This is a genomic window from Paracoccus sp. pheM1 (assembly GCF_018499825.1).
Lineage (GTDB): Bacteria > Pseudomonadota > Alphaproteobacteria > Rhodobacterales > Rhodobacteraceae > Paracoccus > Paracoccus versutus.
On the sequence record NZ_JAGXCX010000002.1, the window covers coordinates 202,814 to 220,212 of the forward strand.

The window sequence follows — 17,399 nt, forward strand, 5'->3', positions numbered from 1 at the left end:
ACAACAACAACCACGACAAGACCCGCGCCGCCCGGCCCCGCCGGCACCGCGCGCAGGGCAGGGGGCGTTCCGTTCACCAGACACACATGCGGCCAAGCCGCCTGGGCGAAGGGCGCCGACTGGGCGCCGCCCGCCATGTTTCTCCGTTGCCCAAATACCCAGGCAACCGTCCCGCCGGGCGCGGCCGCGCCTATTTCGCGGCCCTATTTCGCGGCGTCGAAGACCGGCTGGTAGATCTCCTTCAGCCGCGCCACCGCCTCCTGCGGCGAGACCTCGACCGATTCGCCGCTGCGGCCCGAGGTCAGCTCGACCTTGTTCGCCGCCAGCCCGCGCGGCCCGACGGTGATGCGCCAGGGCAGGCCGATCAGGTCCATGGTGGCGAATTTCGCCCCCGCCCGCTCGTCGCGGTCGTCGTAGAGCGGGTCCAGCCCCTGCGCCTTCAGCTCGGCGTAAAGCGCCTCGCAGGCGCCGTCGGTCGAGGCGTCGCCCTGTTTGAGGTTGACGATCCCGGCATGGAAGGGCGTCACCCCCTCGGGCCAGACGATGCCCTTGTCGTCATGGCTGGCCTCGATGATCGCGCCCAGAAGGCGGCTGACGCCGATCCCGTGCGAGCCCATGTGAACCGGCACGCGGGCGCCGTCGGGGCCGACCACGGTGGCGCCCATCGGCTCGGAATACTTGGTGCCGAAATAGAAGATCTGCCCGACCTCGATGCCGCGGGCCTGGCGCCGCCGCGCCTCGGGGACCTGCTCGAACAGCGCCGCGTCATGGGTCTCGTCGGTGCGGGCATAGCGGCTGGTGAATTCCTCCAGCACGGCCTGGCATTGCGCGACATCGTCGTAGTCGATGGCGCGGTCGCCGAATTTCAGGTCGGTGATCTCGCTGTCGTAGAACACCTCCGACTCGCCGGTCTCGGCCAGCACCAGGAACTCATGCGTATAATCGCCGCCGATCGGCCCGCCGTCGGCGCGCATCGGGATCGCCTGCAGGCCCATGCGCTCGTAGGTGCGCAGATAGCTGACCAGGTGCCGGTTATAGGCGTGCAGCGCGTCTTCCTTGGTCAGGTCGAAATTGTAGCCGTCCTTCATCAGGAACTCGCGCCCGCGCATGACGCCGAAGCGGGGGCGGATCTCGTCGCGGAACTTCCACTGGATGTGATACAGCGTCAGCGGCAGGTCCTTGTAGCTGTTCACATGGCTGCGGAAGATGTCGGTGATCATCTCCTCGTTCGTGGGCCCGTAAAGCAGGTCGCGCTTGTGGCGGTCGCGGATGCGCAGCATCTCTTCGCCGTAATCGTCGTAGCGGCCGCTTTCGCGCCACAGGTCGGCGGGCTGCAGCGTCGGCATCAGCATGGCGATATGGCCGGCGCGGGCCTGTTCCTCATGCACGATCTGCTCGATGCGGCGCAGCACCTTGAAGCCCAGCGGCAGCCAGGAATAGATGCCGGCCGCCTGCTGCTTGATCATGCCGGCGCGCAGCATCAGCCGGTGGCTGACGATCTGGGCCTCTTTGGGGTCTTCCTTCAGGACGGGCATGAAATAGCGCGACAGACGCATGGCGAAATCCTCATGATGGCCGGCACGGGTTAGCGGATCGCGGATAGCGGGGCAACGCCCTTCCTTGCAAGCCGCGCCGCGACCGTCCACATAGGAAGCCGAACGCGGGGACGGGAGCGACGAGACCCATGCAATTGCCGGTGCAGAAACAGATCCTGTATTGGGGCGGCGCGCTGGCCGTGCTGCTGTTGGCGCTTTGGGGGGTGGGCAATGCCGTCACGCCCTTCATCATGGGCGCGGCCGTGGCCTATCTCTTCGATCCCCTGGCCGACCGGCTCGAGCGGCTGGGCCTGTCGCGCACCGCCTCGGTGGTCATCATCACGCTTTGCGGGCTCTTGCTGGTGGTGGCGCTGTTTCTGCTGCTGGTGCCGGTGCTGGTGCGCCAGACCACCGCGCTGATCGAGACCGCGCCCGAGATGTTCCAGCGCCTCCAGCAGTTCCTGATGACCCGGTTCCCCGAGATCTTCACCGAGGGCAGCCCGGTCAACAGCGCGCTTGCCAACATGGGCCAGCAGATCAGCGAGCGGGGCGGGCAACTGGTCAGCACCGTTCTGGGCTCGGTCATGGGGGTGGTCAGCATGGTCATGCTGATCGTGATCGTGCCGGTCGTCGCCTTCTACCTGCTGCTCGACTGGGACAACATGGTCGACCGGCTGGACGAGCTTCTGCCGCGCCAGCATGCCGGCACCATCCGCCGGCTGGGACACGAGATCGACGCGGCGCTGTCGGGATTCGTGCGCGGGCAGGGCATGGTGATCCTGATCCTGGGCACCTTCTATTCGGTCTGCCTGGCGCTGATCGGCCTGCCCTTCGGCATCGCGATCGGGGTGATCGCCGCCTCGTTGTCCTTCATCCCCTATGTCGGCGTGCTGGTCGGCGGCGCTACCGCCATCGGCGTCGCACTGTTCTCCTTCTGGGGCGAGCCGGTCTGGATCGGCGCGGTGATCGCGGTCTTCGTCCTGGGCCAGATCGTCGAGGGCAACTACCTGCAACCCAAGATCGTCGGCGGCCATGTCGGGCTGCATCCGGTCTGGCTGATGCTGGCCCTGACCGTCTTCGGCACGCTCTTCGGCTTCGTCGGCCTGCTCATCGCCGTGCCGGCGGCGGCGGCGCTGGGGGTGCTGGTCCGCTTTGCCGTCGCCCGCTACAAGGAAAGCGCGCTCTATACCGGGCGCGAGGTGCCCTCGCCCCCCGCGCCGCCGACCATGGTCGAGCTGGTGCCGCGCGGCACGACCGAGCGTGCGCGCCAGCTGGCGCAGATGTCGCGCGACGTGGCCGTGGCGCAGATCCAGCGCGACGAGCATCTGGCGCATCTGCTGGAGGAACACCAGCACCGCCAGCAGGCCGGCGAGGTTCCCGATGCCGAGGGCCCGCCTTCGCCCTCCGATCTGTGGGCCGAGACGCGCGACCACCTGCGCGGCAAGGACCGCTGAACGGTGGCCAGACAATTGACCCTGGACCTGACGATGCCGCCGGCCTCGTCGCGCGACGATTTCCTGATCACCGCTGCCAATCGCGACGCGCTTGCGATGCTGGACGCGCCGGGCCGCTGGCCGCAGGGCCGTTTGCTGCTGATCGGCGGTCCGGGATCGGGCAAGACGCATCTGGTCGGCTTCTGGGCGGCCGAGCATGGCGCCCATGTCAGCCACGGCTGGACGCTGACCCCCGAAAGCGTGGACGATCTGGTCCGCCCCGGCGCCGCGCTGGTCATCGAGGACGCGCATGAGATCGGCGGCAACGCCACGGCCGAACAGGGCCTGTTCCACCTGTGGAACCTGGCCGGCGCGCGGGGGGCGCTGCTTCTCATCACCGCGCAGGCGCCGCCGCGCGACTGGGGCGTGGCGCTGCCCGACCTGCGCTCGCGGCTGGAGACGGCGGCGCAGGCGATCCTGGGCCCGCCCGACGACGCGCTGCTGCCGGCGGTGCTGGTCAAGCTGTTCGCCGACCGCCAGATCCAGGTGGCGCCCGAGGTGGTGGACTGGCTTTCGCTGCGCATGGAGCGCGACCTGGACCTGGCCCGCCGCCTGGTCGCCGCCATCGACCGCGAATCGCTGGCCGACCGCCGCGCCATCACCCGGCGGCTGGCGGCCGAGCTTCTGGACAAGCTGGCCCCCGCCGACGCATGATCGCCCCGCATTTTCCCCGAAGTTCCGTGACATGACCCAGGCCGATTTCCTGAAATCCCCCTTTCCCGCCCCGCGCGACCTGCCCGACGGCCCGCCCGAGGGCGCCGCGCGCTTCTTCAACCGCGAGATCAGCTGGCTCGCCTTCAACTGGCGTGTGCTGGACGAGGCGCGCAACCCGCGCGTGCCGCTGCTCGAGCGGCTGCGCTTCCTGTCGATCTCGGCCACCAATCTCGACGAGTTCTACACCGTGCGCGTGGCCGGCCTGCGCGAACTGGTCCGCGAAGGCAACACCACCCTGTCCGACGACGGGCTGACCGCGGCCGAGCAGCTGGCGCTGGTCAATGCCGATGCGCGCCGGCTGATGGGCGCGCAGCAGGCGGTCTGGAACGGCCTGCGCCGCGAGATGGAACAGGCCGACATCGCCATCCTGTCGCGCGGCCGCGTCACCCGCGCCGAGGAAGAGTTCCTGCGCCGGCATTTCATGGAGCAGGTGTTCCCGGTGGTCTCGCCCCTGGCCATAGACCCGGCGCATCCCTTTCCCTTCATCCCCAACACCGGCTTTTCACTGGCGCTGGAACTGGCGCGGGAAAGCGACGGGCGGCAGATGCAGGCGCTGGTGCCCATTCCCCAGCAGATCGCCCGCTTCATCCCGCTGCCGGGCGGCAAGCGCTTCCTGCGGCTGGAAGACCTGCTGCTGATGCATCTGCCGAGCCTGTTCCCCGGCTATCGCGACATCGGCCATTGCGCCTTCCGCGTGCTGCGCGACAGCGACCTGGAGGTCGAGGAAGAGGCCGAAGACCTGGTGCGCGAGTTCGAGACGGCGCTGAAGCGCCGCCGCCGCGGCTCGGTCATCCGGCTGAAGATCACCGCCGGCGCGCCCGACCGGCTGCGCCGAGTCATCATGCAGGAGCTGGAGGTCGATCCCGAGGAGGTGGTCGAGGTCGAGGGCCTTCTGGGCATGGCCGACCTGCGCGAACTGGTGCTGGACGGGCGGCGCGACCTGCAATGGCCGGGCTTCACCCCGCGGGTGCCGGAACGGGTGCAGGACCACGACGGCGACATGTTCGCCGCGATCCGGCAAAAGGACATGCTGCTGCACCACCCCTACGAGACCTTCGACATGGTGGTGCGCTTCCTGGCGCAGGCGGCGCGCGACCCGGACGTGCTGGCGATCAAGCAGACGCTTTACCGCACCTCGCGCGACAGCCCCATCGTGGACGCGCTCTGCGAGGCGGCCGAATCGGGCAAGTCGGTGACGGCGCTGGTCGAGCTGAAGGCCCGCTTCGACGAGGCCGCGAACATCCGCCAGTCGCGGCGGCTGGAACGCTCGGGCGCGCATGTCGTCTATGGCTTCATGCAATACAAGACCCATGCCAAGATCAGCGCCGTGGTGCGGCGCGAGGGCGACCAGCTTGTGACCTATACCCATTTCGGCACCGGCAACTATCACCCGATCACCGCGCGCATCTATACCGACCTGTCGCTGTTCACCTGCGACCCGGCGCTGGGGCGCGATGCCTCCAAGGTGTTCAACTTCCTGTCCGGCTATGTCCAGCCCGAGGGGCTGGAGAACATCGCCATCTCGCCCATCGACCTCAAGGAGCGGCTGCTGGAGCTGATCGCGCGCGAGGCCGATTTCGCCAGCCGCGGCCGCCCGGCCGAGATCTGGGCCAAGATGAACAGCCTGATCGACAAGGACGTGATCGAGGCGCTTTATGCCGCAAGCCAGGCGGGGGTCAGGATCAACCTGGTGATCCGCGGCATCTGCGGGCTGCGGCCGGGCATCGCGGGCCTGTCGGACAACATCCGGGTGAAATCCATCGTCGGCCGCTTCCTGGAACATTCCCGCATCGTCTGCTTCGGCAACGGCTTCGGCCTGCCCTCCAAGCGCGCGCGGGTCTTCATCAGCTCGGCCGACTGGATGGGGCGCAACCTGAACCGCCGGGTCGAGGCGCTGGTGGAATGCTTCAACGAGACGGTGAAGGCGCAGATCACCAGCCAGGTCATGGCCGCCAACATGGCCGACGAGGCGCAAAGCTGGCTTCTGCAACCCGACGGGCGCTATCTGCGCTATCTGCCGGCCGGGCGCGACGACCTGTTTTCCTGTCACAAGTTCTTCATGGAAAACCCCTCATTGTCGGGGCGCGGCAGCGCGGGCGCGCGTGACGTTCCGGCGCTGATGCACTCGACGGATTGACGCAAGGAGGCAATTGCCCCATCCAAAGCGCGCGACCGGCTTGGTAACGGAATCGAGAGGAACCCGATGAACGGCATCGTGACCGCAAGCGGAGAAACCATCGAACCCTTCGGACGCTCGCTGTTCGAACGCGCCTCGGAACGCGCGCTCAGCCGGGTCGGCGTGGTCGACGTGGGCTCGAACTCGATCCGCATGGTGGTGTTCGACGGGGCGGCGCGCTCGCCGGCCTATTTCTACAACGAAAAGGTCATGGCCGGGCTGGGCTCGGGCCTGGCCGCCACCGGCCGGCTGAACCCCGAAGGCGTGCGCCGCGGCATGGCCGCCCTGCGCCGCTTTGCGGTGCTGGCCGACAGCATGGGCATCAAGCCGCTGACCTGCGTCGCGACCGCCGCCGTACGCGAGGCCGAGGACGGCCCCGCCTTCCACAAGGCGGTCGAGAAGGAGACCGGGCTGAAGCTCTGGGTCATCGACGGCGAGGAAGAGGCGCGGCTTTCCGCGCAGGGCGTGCTGCTGGGCTGGCCGGATGCCAAGGGGCTGGTCTGCGACATCGGCGGCAACTCGATGGAACTGGCCGAGGTGGCGAACGGCAAGGTCGGCGGCCGCATCTCGACGCCCCTGGGCCCGTTCCGGCTGCAACAGGTCAAGGGCGGCGCCGCGGGCCTGCGCGACCATATCCGCGATGCGATCGAGCGGGCGGCCGAGCGGCTGGGCCGCGGGCACGAACAGATCTACCTGGTCGGCGGCTCGTGGCGGGCCATCGCGCGGCTGGACATGGAGCGGGCGAAATACCCGATGACCGTGCTGCACGAATATCGCATGTCGCCGCAGGCCGTCGCCGACACGGTGAAATGGATCGGCGAGCGCAGCGTGGCCGAGATGCGGGCGATGACCGGCATCTCGCAAAGCCGGATGGAGCTGGTGCCGCTGGCCAGCCAGGTGCTGCGCCAACTGGTGCAAAGCCTCAAGCCGAAATCGCTGGCCGTCTCTTCCTACGGCATCCGCGAGGGGCTGCTTTACGAACAGATGCCGGCCGGGCTGCGCTCGCGCGATCCGCTGATCGAGGCGGCGCGCTTTGCCGAGCGGCAGATGGCGCGGATGCCGGGTTTCGGCAAGAAGCTCTACCAGTTCCTGGAGCCGCTGTTCGGCGACCTGCCGCCCGAGCGCGACCGGCTGGTCCGGGCGGCCTGCCTTTTGCACGACACCACCTGGCGCACCCATCCCGATTATCGCGCCGATGCCTGTTTCGACAATGTCACGCGGGCCAACATGGCGGCGCTGTCGCATCCCGAACGGGTGTTCCTGGGCCTGTCGCTGCTGCACCGCTACAAGAACAGCCGCGCCAATTCGCCCATGGCGCCGCTGTTCGCGCTGCTCTCGGAAAAGGAGATCCGCGAGGCCGAGGTTCTGGGCAAGGCGCTGCGCTTCGGCGCCATGTTCTCGGTCAAGGATCCGGCCGAAGCGGGCACGCTGAAGCTGCAGCGCAAGAAGAAGCTTCTGGAGCTGAAGCTGACCCGGACCGGGCGCGCGCTGATGGGCGAAGTGGCGGAAGCCCGCTTCCGCTCGCTTGCCGATGCGCTGGAGGTCACGCCGGTCGTCACCGGAGGCTGAGGGAGATTCCCGCATAGCGGGAATCCTGTCCGAATGGACAACTTTACCGTGCGGGGCGGCTGTGGCATTTCCCCGCGCATGGGGGCGACGATCCTTGTGTGCCTTTGCCGAGTGTCCGGTTTCGGATCGGCGCCCCCGCGTCCCGCCAGGCTGGCGCGCGCGTTCAGCCGCCCCAGCTCCGCTCCAGCAGGTCCAGCCAGTTGCGCCAGGCGATCTTTTCGACCAGCTCGCGGCCATAGCCATGCGCCAGCATCGCCTGCACCAGCTTCGGCAGGGCGGCGGCATCGGCCAGATCCTCGGGCATGTCGGCGCCGTCGAAATCCGAACCCAGCGCCACGCCGTCCTCGCCCAGCACCTCCAGCAGGTGGTCCAGGTGGCGCAGCATGACCGCGAACCCCTGCATCGGGTCGCGCCGCCCTTCGGGATGCAGGAAGCCCACGGCAAAGTTCAGCCCGACGAGGCCGCGCGATTCGGCGATCACCCGCAATTGCCGGTCGGTCAGGTTGCGCGAGCTGGGCGCGACGGCATGGGCGCAGCTGTGGCTGGCGACCAGCGGTGCATCCGACAGCCGGGCCACGTCATCGAAGCCCTTTTCGTTCAGATGCGACAGGTCCAGCATGATGCGCAGCCGGTTGCATGCGCGCACCAGATCCTTGCCCGCATCCGTCAGCCCCGGCCCGGTGTCGGGCGAGGCGGGAAAGGCGAAGGGCACGCCATGGGCATAGCGCGTCGGCCGCGACCAGACCGGCCCCAGCGAGCGCAGCCCCATCGCGTGCCAGACATGCAGCGCATCCAGGTCCGGGATCGGCTCGGCGCCCTCGATGTGCAGGATGGCGGCGATGCGGCCCTGGGCCATGGCCGCGCGGATCTCGGCCGCGGTCCGGCAGATCGCCAGCGTGCCGGTCCGCTCCATCGCCATCAGCTGCCCGGCCTGGGCCAGCGCATGGGGCAGGGCCTGGGCCGGCTCCACCTCGGGCGGCAGGGGCAGGGCGAAGGGCGGGTTCTTCTTGAGCATCGCCGCCAGCGCATCGTCGGGGCCGGGCGGCGAGGGGGTCCAGATCGCGAAGAAGCCGCCGGCAAACCCGCCCGCCTTCATCCGCGGCAGGTCCAGATGCCCGCTGCCGTCGCCCTCCAGCCAAAGCCGGTCGCGGCCGGGCCCCGCAGCCACCATGCGCTGCAAGAAATCGTTGTGACCGTCGAAGACCGGAATCATGCTCATGTCCTTTCGCATTGCGCGGCGCAACATGCGCCCGTTATGCGCAGGTCGCAAGCGTGCCGGCGGGGTGCGGCCGGCCAAAGCGGGAAAGGGATCCGGGATGCATGCGACGGGGGATTGGCCGGGGGCGGTCGCGGATTTCCTGGAACGGAACCTGCCGGCGCTGGACGACGGAAGCGGCTGGCAGGACATGGCCGTGACCGCCTGCCAGATCGGCTGCGAGGCCCTGGTGGCCCTGGGCCGCGCGGATGCGACGGGCTGGGGCGCAAGCCGCCGCGCCGCGCCCCGGCGGCCGGCGATGCCGCCGCGCTGGGACGATCTTTGCGTCGCGGTGCTGTGGCTGGCGCGCCAGCAGGGGCAGCTGGCCTATCGCCTGCCCGATGGCAGCCCGCAGCCGGAACGGGCCGGGGATTTCATCATCCGCCGCATCGGCGCGCCGCCCCCGCCGCCGCCGAATATCGCGACGGCGCATGGGCTGGGCCCGGCGCTGGCCCGGCCCGAGCTGCTGGCGCTGCTGGATCGCCTGGGGCTGGTCGCGGACGGCGCCTGGACCCCGGCGGCCGAACCCGTGCTGTGGCGCGTCCAGCCCGGCGCCTGGGGCATGAGGATCGAAGCCGACCCGCGTTTCCGCCGGGCGGTCGAGGCGGCAGTCGCGACGCTGCCGGCCGGGGTCCGGGCCGAGATGGACCGGCTGGTCACGATCACCGACGAGGATGTGGCCCAGGCCATGGCCGCGCAGCAGGCCAGGATCGCCGAAGCGCGGCGGACATCCGGCCCCGATGCCCGGATCGCGCCCGCGCGAGGCGCCGAACAGGCGCGCCGCGGTCTGGAGTTCCGCGCGGCGCAGGATCTGGACCGGATCTTTTTCCGGCGCTGGCGGCTCGACGGCGGCTGGCTGTCGGGGGCCGAGGCCGGAGGGGCGCTGGAGGTCTTTCACGACCCCCTGGCCCGGCAGATGCGCCTGGCGGTGACGGACCGGCTTTATCCGGCCTTGGGCTTTCTGCGCCCGGCTCGGGATCGAAAACCCTCTTCCCCCGCGCCGCCGCTGCGCTAAGCTTGGGTCAGCAGCGAGGGAGGAGAGCCCAGCCATGACCCGCATCGACAAGGAATTCACCGGCCAGACCGTGATCTGCACCTTCGAGGTGACGCCCGGAACCGCGCATGACGTGCTGGACGCGCTGAACGACGCCTATGACCAGGTCATCCGGCACCAGCCCGGCTATGTCTCGGGCGCGATCCACCTGAACGATGCGCAGACCCGCATCTGCACCTATTCGCAATGGCGCGACCGGCGCGACTACCAGGCCATGCTGCGCAGCCCCGAGATGCGCACCCGCAACCGCGCCATCCATGGCATGTGCCGCCATTTCGAGCCGGTGATGTACGAGGTGGTCGATACCTGGAAGACCTGATGCGGAATGCCGATGCTGCGGCTGCGAAAAGCCGTGCATTGCGCAAGCTTAGCCCCTAGTCTGGCAGGAAACAGGCAGGCGATCGCCGGAACGGAGGGGCTCATGGCAGGACGCATCATCACGATTGCCCAGCAGAAGGGCGGCTCGGGCAAGACCACCATCGCGGTCAACCTGGCGGTGGCCCTGCGCGGACGCGGCCATTCGGTCGCGCTGCTGGACACCGACCCGCAGGGCAGCATGGGGCGCTGGTTCCTGGAACGGCTGGAGCGGCGGGGAGAGGACGAGGCGCTGGAATTCACCACCTCCTCGGCCTGGGGCGCCAGCTACGAATCCGACAAGCTGAAGAAGCGCTTCGATTTCGTCATCATCGACACGCCGCCCAAGATCGACAGCGACCTGCGCCCGGCGCTGCGCGTGGCCGACCTGGTGCTGGTGCCGGTGGCGACCAGCCATGTCGACCTGTGGGCGACCGAGGGCGTGCTGGACCTGGCCCGGCGCGAGAAATGCGACACGCTGATCGTGCTGAACCGCACCCGCTCGCATGCGCGCCTGACCGGCGAGGTGGCCGAGGGCGCCGCCGCGCTGGGGGCCGAGGTGGCGGCGGCACAGCTTGCCAACCGCGTCGCCTATGCCGAGGCGCTGGGGCAGGGCCTGGGCGCGGGCGAGACCGCGCGCCACGCCACCGCCCGCGCCGAGGTCGATGCCCTGGCCGAAGAGGTGCTGGCCGCGCTGCGCTAGGCTCGGGCGCCGACCTTTGCCCATGACGGGCGCCTCGCAGGCACCGGCCCTGCAATGTGGCGATCCGTGGGAATGATGGCCCCCCGCGCTTCTTCGTTGCCCAAATACCCCCCGCAACCGCGCCGCCCTCACGGCGGCGCCGCCTTGGCGCATCCGCGGAAATCCGCCGATCCGCCGGGGCTTTGGAAACCGGCCGCCGTTCCATGGGTTGAGTGGGCAGCAAGTCCAGACTCATGAGGTCAAGATGAAACTCCCGCTTTCCCTTGCCGTTCTGGCAACCCCCCTTGCGCTGGCCGCCTGCACCCCGGAAGCCCCGCCCCCGCCCGAGCCGGAAACCGTCGCCGTCGATCCCTGCGGCGCGGCGCGCTATACCTATCTGATCGGGCAGACCTCGCCCACCATCTCGGTCCCCGAGGGCCAGATGTATCGCATCGCCCGCGAAGACCGGCCGATGACGATGGAGATGATCCAGGAGCGTCTGACCTTCATCGTGGACAGCCGCGGCAAGCTGCTTTCGGTCAGTTGCAGCTGATCCGAACGCCGGGAACGGGGCATCCCTCCCAGGCCCCGTTCCCGCGCGTCAGCTGCGCCGCCGCGACCGCTTGTTGCCGCCGCGCTGCCCCGCCCGCCCCGCGGTCGAGCGCCCCGAGGACTTGACCGCCGCCTCGGCCGCCTCTTCGATGGCGGATTGCCGGGCCAGCGGGTCGTCGGCCACCGCCAGTTCCACCGCCTCCAGCCGCTTGACCTCGTCGCGCAGCCGCGCGGCCTCCTCGAACTCCAGGTTCTCGGCCGCCTTGCGCATCTGCGCGCGCAGCGCGTCCAGATGCGCCGCCAGGTTGGCGCCGACCAGGGGCTTGTCCACCCTGGTCGTGATGCGCGCCTGGTCGGTATCGCCCTGCCACAGCCCGGCCAGCACGTCCTCGACGTTCTTGCGCACGGTCTGGGGCGTGATGCCGTGTTCCTCGTTATAGGCGACCTGCTTCTGGCGCCGGCGCTCGGTCTCGGCCATGGCGCGCTCCATGCTGCCGGTGATGCGGTCGGCATACATGATGACCCGGCCGTCGGCGTTGCGCGCCGCCCGGCCGATGGTCTGGATCAGCGAGGTTTCCGAGCGCAGGAAGCCTTCCTTGTCGGCGTCCAGGATCGCCACCAGCCCGCATTCCGGGATGTCCAGCCCCTCGCGCAGCAGGTTGATGCCCACCAGCACGTCGAAGGCCCCCAGCCGCAGGTCGCGCAGGATCTCGATCCGCTCGATGGTGTCGATGTCGCTGTGCATGTAGCGCACGCGGATGCCCTGTTCGTGCAGGTATTCGGTCAGGTCTTCGGCCATGCGCTTGGTCAGCGTCGTGACCAGGGTGCGCATCCCGGCGGCCGAGACCTTGCGCACCTCGTCCAGCAGGTCGTCCACCTGCATCTCGACCGGGCGGATCTCGACCTGCGGGTCCAGAAGGCCGGTGGGGCGGATGACCTGCTCGGTAAAGACGCCGCCGGTCTGGTCCAGCTCCCATTGCGCCGGGGTGGCGCTGACAAAGACCGATTGCGGGCGCATCGCGTCCCATTCCTCGAATTTCAGCGGCCGGTTGTCCATGCAGCTGGGCAGGCGGAAGCCATGCTCGGCCAGGGTGAACTTGCGCCGGAAGTCGCCGCGATACATGCCGCCGATCTGCGGCACCGAGACGTGGGATTCGTCGGCGAAGACGATGGCGTTGTCCGGGATGAACTCGAAGAGCGTCGGCGGCGGCTCGCCCGGCGCGCGGCCGGTCAGGTAGCGGGAATAGTTCTCGATCCCGTTGCAAACGCCAGTCGCTTCAAGCATTTCCAGGTCGAAGTTCGTGCGCTGCTCAAGCCGCTGGGCCTCCAGCAGCTTGCCCTCGTCGGCCAGTTGCTTCAGCCGCGTCTGAAGTTCCGCACGTATCCCCTTGATTGCCTGCTGCAAAGTCGGGCGCGGGGTGACGTAGTGGCTGTTGGCATAGATGCGGATCTGCTTGAAGCTGTCGGTCTTGGCCCCGGTCAGCGGGTCGAATTCGGTAATCGATTCAAGCTCGTTGCCGAAGAAGTCGAAGCGCCAGGCCCGATCCTCGAGGTGCGCCGGCCAGACCTCGATCACGTCGCCGCGCACGCGAAAGCCGCCGCGCTGGAAGGCGGCGTCGAGCCGGCGATATTGCTGCGCCACCAGCTCGGCCAGGAATTCGCGCTGGTCGTAGCTTTCGCCGACCACCATGTCCTGGGTCATCGCCGAATAGGTCTCGACCGAACCGATGCCGTAGATGCAGGAAACCGAGGCGACGATGATCACGTCGTCGCGCTCCAAGAGCGCGCGGGTGGCCGAGTGGCGCATCCGGTCGATGGCCTCGTTGATCTGCGATTCCTTCTCGATATAGGTATCGCTGCGTGGGACATAGGCCTCGGGCTGGTAGTAGTCGTAATAGCTGACGAAATATTCCACGGCGTTTTCCGGGAAGAAGCCCTTGAACTCGCCGTAAAGCTGGGCCGCCAGCGTCTTGTTCGGGGCCAGGATGATCGCCGGGCGCTGCGTCGCCTCGATCACCTTGGCCATGGTGAAGGTCTTGCCGGTGCCGGTGGCGCCCAGCAGCACCTGGTCGCGTTCGCCCGCCATGACGCCCTTGGCCAGTTCGGCGATGGCGGTGGGCTGGTCGCCCGCCGGCTGGAACTCGGACCGCATGACGAAACGCTTGCCGCCTTCCAGCTTGGGCCGGCTGACCTCGGGAAAGCGCGCGACGGGGGCGTTGGTGTTGTTGTGGCCCATGGTTTCACCTTTGTTCCTGCCTGGGTCAATCTGGCGCATTCGCGCCCCAATACAAGCCCGGCCGGGGAATATGCGCCATGCCGGGGCGGCAATCCGGCCGCGATGGCGGGAAATCACGCCAGGTGCATCTTGATCGCCCGGCCGGCTTCGGGGATAAGGCGGGAAGCAAGAACAGAGGGTTCCCGCCATGCGCGTCCGCATCTACAAGCCCGCCCGCAACGCCATGCAATCGGGCACCGCCCGCACCAAGAACTGGGTGCTGGACTTTCCGCCCGCCGATCCGCGCGAGATCGACCCGCTGATGGGCTGGACCAGCAGCGACGACACCCAGAGCCAGGTGCGCCTGCGCTTCGAGACCCGCAAGCAGGCCGAGGATTACGCGCGCGAGCGTGGGCTGGATTACGAGGTGATCGAGCCGCACACCCGCGCCCCGAACATCCGCCCCCGCGGCTATGGCGAGAATTTCGCCCCCGACCGCCGCGCGCCCTGGACGCATTGATCCGCAGCGGCCCCCGGCCCGCCCGTCACGCCCGGCTGGACGCGCTTAGCACGGGGCGGGGGACCGGCCCTTGCAGCGCATGGCGAAAGTCCCACAGGAAAAGCGCCCATCCGGCCATCCAGCCTGATGCGGCAAGATGCAGCAGCGTCGCCGGCCCGGCCATCGACACGCAGCCCATCAGCAGTCGCAGGAGCGTGGCAAGGCTGACCAGGCAGAAGGCAAGGGCCAGTGGGCGCGATACGGCCAGCCGGCCTTCCCTGCGCGGCATGGCCGCCCGGCCCATGATCGCCAGCATCATCGTGCCCATGGCGCCCATCGTGACCGCATGCAGGGCCGTGGCCATGTCGAGCCCGGCCCAGGGCGCCTGCGCCAGCCCCGCCAGGATCAGGGCCAGCGGCAGCCAAAGCCAGGCCAGGTGCAACAGCAGCAGCGCCGGATAGCGGCCGGCGCGCCAGCTGCGCCACAGGCCCATGCGGGCCAGGTGCAGGATGCCCGAGACGATCAGGAGCGGCCCGGCTAGCCCCGAGCGATCCAGCAGCAGCGCCGCGATGGCCAGAAGCAATGCCAGCACGCCGGCGCCCGGCAGCCAGCGCGGCTCGGTCAAGGGCGGCTGGCCGGATGCCGCGGCCCAATGCCGGGTGAATGCGGCAAGGGCGCGGCCTCCGACCAGGCTGATGAGCAGCGCAAAGAACAGCGGCGCCATGTCCTGCGCAAGGCTTTCGGCGGCGGGCCCCGGCCCGGCGATCGCCAGCGCCTCGATGCCGCCAAGGACCAGGGGCGCCAGCGCCAGCGGCATCTTGCGCCAGGCCCTGGCGCTGGCGACCTGCCACGACAGCAGGCCGCCCAGCACGAGGAAATAGGCCGTCGCAGCGGGAAGGGCGAAGGGCGCGGGCAGGCCCAGGGCAAAGCCCAGCCGGCCGGCCAGCCACAACGCCACCATGATCCCGGTCGTGGCCGGCGCGACCCGGACCCGCCCGGTCCATGCCGGCAGCGCGGTCAGCAGATAGCCGCCCACCGCCGCGCCGCCCATGCCGAACAGCAGCTCATGCCGGTGCCAAGACAGCGCATCGACGCCCATCCCCAAGGGGAGCAGCCAGGCCGAGGGGATGAGGACCGCCCACAGGCCGGCCAGGAAGAACAGCGGGCGATGCGGCGCCAGCCATAGCCCATGGGTCAAGAAGCGAAGCATCGTTTTCCGGCTGCTGCCGCGGATGCCCCATAGCGCCAGCAGGGCGGCCGTTGTCAATATGCCGGCAGGGCAGGGCGACCCATGGCCGCGGCGCCCTTGCCCGGAGCGGCTGGCCATGACATCCGCCTTTCCAGGGGATCGCAGCGGACCAATTGCCGAGGGGGCCATGCCGATGCGTCATGGGTTCGGGCAAGGCGAAGGGAAGGAGGCCGGAGTGCAGCATGATGATCCGATTGCGGATGCGGCGGAGGAATGGTTCCTGCCGCTGCGCGATGGCCCCGAGGATCCGGCCAGCCGACCGAGTTCCACCCCGACACCTTCACCAGCTCGACCCTGGCGATGTATGACCATGTCGAGGTGGGGCGCGGTGCGACCGGGCTGATGGCCGGGGCGGGCGATCCCTCGGGGGTGCTGAACTTCGTCATGAAGCGCCCGCCCGAGGCCACGCAGTTCCGCGCGGCGACCAGCGCCGGCAGCTGGGACATGATCCGTTCGGAGATCGACTGTGGCGGGCCGCTGAACGATGCCGGGACGATCCGCGGCCGCATTGTAGCGGCGGGCGAGAAGGCCGGCAGCTTCATCGACTATCGCAAGAGCCGGCGCGGCCTGCTGTTCGGCACCACTGCCGCCGACATCGGCCCGGCGACCGTGCTGACCTTCGGCGCCTATGCCACGCGCGAGGACAATCCCGGCGCGGACTGGAACGGCCGGGCACGCGCCGGACGGCAGCGTCCTGAAGGTGCCGCGCGCTTTCCGCATGTCGCCCAGCTTCAGCTATTGGGACAAGCAGTCGCATGGCGTCTTCGCCCAGGTCGAGCATGAATTCGGCAGCGGCTGGAAGGCCGCGGCCAGCGTCCGCGCGGTCAATACCTTCATGCAGATGCGCGGCACCTTCCTGAGCGGCCCGAACGTCGCCGACGAGGGCAGCTTCGGCTTTGGCCTGCGCGGCGGCGCCTATGACTACCATCACAGCCAGCAAGGCATCAGTGCCACGCTCTCGGGCCCGGTCGCGCTGTTCGGGCGCGAGCATGAGCTGGCCTTCGGCATCAACCACCGCCGCAGCAAGGCGGACGATACCGGCGGCTCCTACACCACGCCGGACGGCGGCTGGGACATCGCCGTGCTGGACCCCTGTGACTGGGATCCGGCCGCGGTGCCGGTGCCTGCGACCTTCGGGTTCTACGGCCTCTGGGCGCGGCAATCCGAGGTGCGCCAGACCGGCGCCTGGGCCACCGGCCGCTTCGCGCTGGCCGACGCGACCCAGCTGATCGCGGGCGCGCGGCTGGACTGGTACGAGCAGAAGGCGCATGCCAACTCGGGCGACTGGAGCGCGTCGCAAAGCTACAGCGACGATGCCCAGTTCACCCCCTATGCCGGGATCGTGCAGCGGCTGGGTGACAATTATTCCGTCTATGCCAGCGATACCAGGATCTACAAACCCCAGGACTACGTGGCGGCGGACGGCTCCTATCTGCGGCCGGTGACGGGCGAGAACATCGAGGTCGGGCTCAAGGGCACCTACCTGGACCAGCGCGTCAACCTGGGCCTGTCGCTGTTCCGCACCCGGCACAAGAACCGGCCGACGCCGCTGCCGGTCGCGGATTGCATGCCGGGGCTTTACGACTGCTATCGCGCCGTGGGCAAGATGGAAAGCAAGGGCCTGGACTTCGAGATCTCGGGCGAGGTGCTGCCGCGCGGGAACCTGATGCCGGGCCATACCTGGAACGAGGCCGAGATCATCAGCGACACCGTCGACGGCGTGGCGGGCAGCCCCTACAACACCTTCCTGCCCAAGCACCTGCTGAAGATCGCCACCATGTATCATCTGCCGGGCGACAGGTGGCGCCTTGGGGGGGCGCGTTCCGGCTGCAAAGCGAGATCACCTCGGAATCCAACGCCGTCTATGATCCGCGCCTGGCCGAGACCCCGGTCCGGCAGGGCGGCCTGGGGCTGGTCGATCTGGTCGCGGGCTATCGCCTGAACGAGAATTTCGACATCCAGCTGAACGTGAACAACGTCTTCGACCGGCGCTATTACGAGGTGGTGGACAGTTTCTCGGGCGGGAATTTTGTCGGCGAGCCACGCAATGTG

General features: G+C 69.0%; 15 protein-coding genes. 11 read left to right on the forward strand and 4 right to left on the reverse strand.

Going from position 1 to position 17,399, the window contains the following annotated elements; translation table 11 throughout:
- Positions 1-203 precede the first annotated feature (203 nt).
- The gene (gene proS / locus KF941_RS15115) at positions 204-1,556 is read right to left on the reverse strand and encodes a proline--tRNA ligase (RefSeq protein WP_214273826.1); all 1,353 of its coding nucleotides are present in this window, start codon (positions 1,554-1,556) and stop codon (positions 204-206) included.
- Between the two features lie 140 nt (positions 1,557-1,696).
- Here proS and KF941_RS15120 point away from each other — a divergent pair, with 140 nt between their 5' ends.
- The 4 genes from KF941_RS15120 (at position 1,697) to KF941_RS15135 (ending at position 7,487) form a co-directional block, all read left to right on the forward strand.
- On the forward strand, positions 1,697-2,989 hold the full coding sequence (locus KF941_RS15120; protein ID WP_243700203.1) for an AI-2E family transporter: 1,293 nt from the start codon (positions 1,697-1,699) through the stop codon (positions 2,987-2,989).
- 3 nt (positions 2,990-2,992) lie between these two features.
- Positions 2,993-3,682 carry a DnaA/Hda family protein gene (locus KF941_RS15125; RefSeq protein WP_214273827.1) on the forward strand — a complete coding sequence of 230 codons (690 nt, stop codon included), beginning with the start codon at positions 2,993-2,995 and terminating at the stop codon, positions 3,680-3,682.
- Between the two features lie 31 nt (positions 3,683-3,713).
- Positions 3,714-5,879 (forward strand): RNA degradosome polyphosphate kinase, encoded by a 2,166-nt coding sequence (locus KF941_RS15130; protein WP_036757916.1) that lies wholly within the window; start codon positions 3,714-3,716, stop codon positions 5,877-5,879.
- Positions 5,880-5,945: 66 nt separating this feature from the next.
- On the forward strand, positions 5,946-7,487 hold the full coding sequence (locus KF941_RS15135; RefSeq protein WP_214273828.1) for a Ppx/GppA family phosphatase: 1,542 nt from the start codon (positions 5,946-5,948) through the stop codon (positions 7,485-7,487).
- Positions 7,488-7,650: 163 nt separating this feature from the next.
- Here KF941_RS15135 and KF941_RS15140 read toward each other — a convergent pair whose 3' ends face one another.
- Entirely contained in the window at positions 7,651-8,700 is a 1,050-nt protein-coding gene (locus KF941_RS15140; RefSeq protein ID WP_214274594.1) for a dipeptidase, read from the reverse strand.
- Positions 8,701-8,803: 103 nt separating this feature from the next.
- Between KF941_RS15140 and KF941_RS15145 the strand changes: the two genes are divergently transcribed.
- The 4 genes from KF941_RS15145 (at position 8,804) to KF941_RS15160 (ending at position 11,385) form a co-directional block, all read left to right on the forward strand.
- Complete coding sequence (locus KF941_RS15145; RefSeq protein ID WP_214273829.1) at positions 8,804-9,757, forward strand: hypothetical protein; 954 nt, start codon at positions 8,804-8,806, stop codon at positions 9,755-9,757.
- Positions 9,758-9,791: 34 nt separating this feature from the next.
- Positions 9,792-10,115 carry an antibiotic biosynthesis monooxygenase family protein gene (locus tag KF941_RS15150; RefSeq protein ID WP_036757913.1) on the forward strand — a complete coding sequence of 108 codons (324 nt, stop codon included), beginning with the start codon at positions 9,792-9,794 and terminating at the stop codon, positions 10,113-10,115.
- A gap of 102 nt (positions 10,116-10,217) precedes the next feature.
- On the forward strand, positions 10,218-10,853 hold the full coding sequence (parA, locus tag KF941_RS15155) for a ParA family partition ATPase (RefSeq protein ID WP_036757911.1): 636 nt from the start codon (positions 10,218-10,220) through the stop codon (positions 10,851-10,853).
- A gap of 244 nt (positions 10,854-11,097) precedes the next feature.
- Positions 11,098-11,385 carry a hypothetical protein gene (locus KF941_RS15160; RefSeq protein ID WP_036757909.1) on the forward strand — a complete coding sequence of 96 codons (288 nt, stop codon included), beginning with the start codon at positions 11,098-11,100 and terminating at the stop codon, positions 11,383-11,385.
- Positions 11,386-11,433: 48 nt separating this feature from the next.
- Here KF941_RS15160 and uvrB read toward each other — a convergent pair whose 3' ends face one another.
- Positions 11,434-13,620: an excinuclease ABC subunit UvrB gene (gene uvrB / locus KF941_RS15165; RefSeq protein WP_214273830.1), complete on the reverse strand. Its 2,187-nt coding sequence runs from the start codon at positions 13,618-13,620 to the stop codon at positions 11,434-11,436.
- Between the two features lie 187 nt (positions 13,621-13,807).
- On the opposite strand from uvrB, the gene KF941_RS15170 reads away from it, so the two are divergent.
- The gene (locus KF941_RS15170; RefSeq protein WP_072462415.1) at positions 13,808-14,119 is read left to right on the forward strand and encodes an ETC complex I subunit; all 312 of its coding nucleotides are present in this window, start codon (positions 13,808-13,810) and stop codon (positions 14,117-14,119) included.
- 25 nt (positions 14,120-14,144) lie between these two features.
- On the opposite strand, the gene KF941_RS15175 is transcribed toward KF941_RS15170, so the two are convergent.
- Positions 14,145-15,308, reverse strand: a complete 1,164-nt coding sequence (locus KF941_RS15175; protein WP_214273831.1) for an NnrS family protein — start codon at positions 15,306-15,308, stop codon at positions 14,145-14,147.
- A gap of 252 nt (positions 15,309-15,560) precedes the next feature.
- On the opposite strand from KF941_RS15175, the gene KF941_RS15180 reads away from it, so the two are divergent.
- Together KF941_RS15180 and KF941_RS15185 are read left to right on the forward strand one after the other, a co-directional pair.
- Entirely contained in the window at positions 15,561-16,130 is a 570-nt protein-coding gene (locus tag KF941_RS15180) for a hypothetical protein (RefSeq protein ID WP_214273832.1), read from the forward strand.
- Entirely contained in the window at positions 16,066-17,289 is a 1,224-nt protein-coding gene (locus KF941_RS15185; RefSeq protein WP_214273833.1) for a TonB-dependent receptor, read from the forward strand. Before KF941_RS15180 ends, KF941_RS15185 begins: the two co-directional genes overlap by 65 nt.
- The last annotated feature ends 110 nt before the right edge of the window (positions 17,290-17,399 follow it).

What these genes read in the sequence shown, in the direction of transcription:
- proS (WP_214273826.1), bottom strand. Translation starts at nt 1,556, where the DNA reads ATGCGTCTGTCGCGCTATTTCATGCCCGTCCTGAAGGAAGACCCCAAA.
- KF941_RS15170 (WP_072462415.1), top strand. Translation starts at nt 13,808, where the DNA reads ATGCGCGTCCGCATCTACAAGCCCGCCCGCAACGCCATGCAATCGGGC.
- KF941_RS15180 (WP_214273832.1), top strand. Translation starts at nt 15,561, where the DNA reads ATGGTTCCTGCCGCTGCGCGATGGCCCCGAGGATCCGGCCAGCCGACC.
- KF941_RS15160 (WP_036757909.1), top strand. Translation starts at nt 11,098, where the DNA reads ATGAAACTCCCGCTTTCCCTTGCCGTTCTGGCAACCCCCCTTGCGCTG.
- parA (WP_036757911.1), top strand. Translation starts at nt 10,218, where the DNA reads ATGGCAGGACGCATCATCACGATTGCCCAGCAGAAGGGCGGCTCGGGC.
- KF941_RS15150 (WP_036757913.1), top strand. Translation starts at nt 9,792, where the DNA reads ATGACCCGCATCGACAAGGAATTCACCGGCCAGACCGTGATCTGCACC.
- KF941_RS15175 (WP_214273831.1), bottom strand. Translation starts at nt 15,308, where the DNA reads ATGCTTCGCTTCTTGACCCATGGGCTATGGCTGGCGCCGCATCGCCCG.
- KF941_RS15130 (WP_036757916.1), top strand. Translation starts at nt 3,714, where the DNA reads ATGACCCAGGCCGATTTCCTGAAATCCCCCTTTCCCGCCCCGCGCGAC.
- uvrB (WP_214273830.1), bottom strand. Translation starts at nt 13,620, where the DNA reads ATGGGCCACAACAACACCAACGCCCCCGTCGCGCGCTTTCCCGAGGTC.
- KF941_RS15135 (WP_214273828.1), top strand. Translation starts at nt 5,946, where the DNA reads ATGAACGGCATCGTGACCGCAAGCGGAGAAACCATCGAACCCTTCGGA.
- KF941_RS15140 (WP_214274594.1), bottom strand. Translation starts at nt 8,700, where the DNA reads ATGATTCCGGTCTTCGACGGTCACAACGATTTCTTGCAGCGCATGGTG.
- KF941_RS15145 (WP_214273829.1), top strand. Translation starts at nt 8,804, where the DNA reads ATGCATGCGACGGGGGATTGGCCGGGGGCGGTCGCGGATTTCCTGGAA.
- KF941_RS15185 (WP_214273833.1), top strand. Translation starts at nt 16,066, where the DNA reads ATGTCGCCCAGCTTCAGCTATTGGGACAAGCAGTCGCATGGCGTCTTC.